Annotated in this window: 3 protein-coding genes; 2 read left to right on the forward strand and 1 reads right to left on the reverse strand. The window is 44.7% G+C overall.

Annotated features, from left to right (window positions below; translation table 11 throughout):
* Window positions 1-1,626 (forward strand): phosphate acyltransferase (locus tag Q0203_RS05335; RefSeq protein ID WP_297930082.1); only part of this gene is annotated, 1,626 nt, incomplete at its 5' end.
* A gap of 135 nt (window positions 1,627-1,761) precedes the next feature.
* Here Q0203_RS05335 and lpcA read toward each other — a convergent pair.
* On the reverse strand, window positions 1,762-2,340 hold the full coding sequence (gene lpcA, locus Q0203_RS05340; protein ID WP_295974998.1) for a D-sedoheptulose 7-phosphate isomerase: 579 nt from the start codon (window positions 2,338-2,340) through the stop codon (window positions 1,762-1,764).
* 168 nt (window positions 2,341-2,508) lie between these two features.
* Here lpcA and Q0203_RS05345 point away from each other — a divergent pair.
* Window positions 2,509-2,805: adenylyltransferase/cytidyltransferase family protein (locus tag Q0203_RS05345; RefSeq protein WP_297930084.1), on the forward strand; the 297-nt coding region annotated here is incomplete at its 3' end.

Below are 2,805 nucleotides of genomic sequence, written 5' to 3' on the forward strand. Positions count from 1 at the left end.
GAAAATATCACCGTGTGCGACTCCAAAGGCGTGATCTACAAAAATCGTGATGATCGCATGGATGAAACCAAAAAACTGTATGCGATCGACGATAACGGCAAACGTACCTTAGCGGAAGTCATTCCGAATGCGGATATTTTCTTGGGCTGTTCCGCTGCCGGTACGTTAACGCAAGACATGGTCAAAACCATGGCGGCACATCCGTTGATTTTGGCACTCGCCAACCCTGAACCGGAAATTCTGCCACCATTGGCAAAAGAAGCCCGTCCGGATGCTATTGTGTGCACCGGTCGCTCCGACTATCCGAACCAAGTCAACAACGTACTTTGCTTCCCGTTCATTTTCCGTGGGGCATTGGATGTCAGCGCCACCACCATTAACGAAGAAATGAAACTTGCCGCAGTGCGCGCCATTGCCGACTTAGCCTTGGCAGAACAAAGCGATGTGGTTACCTCCGCTTACGGTGACAGCGAATTGTCTTTCGGTCCTGAATATATTATTCCAAAACCATTCGATCCGCGTTTGATCGTGCGTATCGCACCAGCCGTAGCAAAAGCTGCGATGGATTCCGGTGTCGCAACCCGCCCAATTAAAGATTTTGATGCGTACATCGAGCAACTCACCCAGTTCGTTTATAAAACCAACTTGTTTATGAAGCCGGTATTTGCGCAAGCGAAACAAGACAAGAAACGTGTATTATTAACCGACGGTGAAGAAAGCCGAATTTTACACGCGGTTCAAGAAATCTCGACCTTAGGCATCGCTTATCCAATTTTACTCGGTCGCCCAAGCGTGATTGAACAACGCATTAACAAACTCGGTTTGCATATCCAGGCAGGGCGTGATTTCGAGCTAATTAACATCGAAAATGACGCACGTTATCAAGAATGCTGTAAAACTTACTACGACATGCTCAAACGCTCGGGCGTCACACCAAGCATTGCCAAACGTGAAATGTTTAACAACCCAACCGCTATCGGTGCCGTGTTGTTACATTTAGGTCATGCAGACGCCATGTTGTGTGGTTTAGTAGGACATTATGCCGACCATTTAAAAACCCTCAAAAACGTCATTGGTTTGCAAGAAGGCGTACATACGGCGGCTACCGTTAACGGTTTGGTGCTACCGGCAGGCAACTTGTTCCTTGCCGATACCTTCGTGAACAACGATCCGACAGAGGAAGAATTGGCAGAAATTACGCTCATGACAGCGAAAGAAGTCAGCCTATTTGGTATTGAGCCACAGATTGCCTTAATTTCACATTCTAATTACGGCAGCAACAACACCCCAAGTGCGGTCAAAATGCGTAACGTTTTACGTTTAGTGAAAGAAAGAGCGCCGGAACTCTCCATTGACGGCGAAATGCACTGTGACGTTGCCTTATCGCAACAGCTCCGTGATGACGTGATGCCGGACAGCCCACTCAAAGGCGCGGCAAACGTACTGGTGATGCCAAATATGGAAGCGGCGCGTATCAGCTTAAATCTATTACAAGGCACCGCAACGCCAATCACCGTCGGCCCAATTTTAATGGGCTTGAAAAAATCAGCGCATATTTTAACGTCAGTCGCTTCTGTTCGCCGTATTATTAATATGGTGGCAATTGCTGCGGTAAAAGCGCAATAAAGCACGCGAATGGTGTCTAACAAAAAAGAAGATGGTTTGGAAACCATCTTCTTTTTTTAAGTCTGATTCATAAATATCTACGTCTGAATAAATGAAGTCTTACTCCTTGAGTTACGCAGATAATTTCAATGACATCTATTTTTTCATTTCAAATTCAATCAACATAATCAAAATATGAATCACTTTAATATGCACTTCTTGAATCCGATCAGCATAACCAAAATGCGGCACGCGAACTTCCACATCGGCTAAGCCCGCCATTTTTCCGCCATCTTTGCCGGTTAGCACAATCACCTTCATGCCTTTTTCTTTAGCAACCTGAATGGCGTTTAAAATATTCACAGAATTGCCTGAAGTCGAAAGTGCAAATAACACATCGCCTTGTTGACCTACTGCCTCAATATAACGGGAAAACACATATTCATAACCAAAATCGTTACCTACACAACTTAAGTGGCTGACATCCGAAATGGCAATGGCAGGATACCCCGGGCGATTTGCGCGGTAACGTCCGGTGAGTTCTTCGGCAAAATGCATAGCATCACAATGAGAACCGCCGTTACCACAAGAAATTACCTTTCCGCCCTGTTTAAAGCGATCGGCAATTAACAATGCCGCCTGTTGCACCGCCTGAATATTTTTTTCATCTGATAAAAACGCATTTAATACGATTGCGGCCTCATCTAATTCAGCTTTAATTTGGTCAAAATACATCCCGTCCTCCTGATATAAAAAAATTAACGAATTGTAATCAAATTTAGCCTCTTGCTCAATAATAACCTCCTTTTTAGGGTTCAATGTAGCCGTCTATGATTTGCTTTCCGAAGTGGGCATTTGTCGTTATAATGAAAAAATTGATCTTAATTTTTTACAGGCAATATCATGCAATTAATTCGTGGGCGCTCTAAGGTATCGCAATGTTTGTCGAGTTGTGTTCTGACCATCGGCAATTTTGACGGGGTACATTTAGGCCATCAGGCGATTTTGCGCCACTTACGCCAAAAAGCCAACGAACTGAATTTGCCGATGGCGGTGATGTTATTTGAACCGCAACCAAGAGAGTATTTTCTCGGTGACAAAGCCCCCGCTCGCCTTATGCGTTTACGCGATAAATTGTATTATCTTAAACAAGCCGGTGTGGATGTGGTTATCATCGCAAAATTCGACCGCACTTTTGCC

Source organism: uncultured Aggregatibacter sp., from assembly GCF_938046485.1.
Taxonomy (GTDB): Bacteria; Pseudomonadota; Gammaproteobacteria; order Enterobacterales; family Pasteurellaceae; genus Aggregatibacter.

Excerpts from the sequence above, each read along its gene's own strand:
- lpcA (WP_295974998.1), bottom strand. The coding sequence starts at position 2,340 with ATGTATTTTGACCAAATTAAAGCTGAATTAGATGAGGCCGCAATCGTA.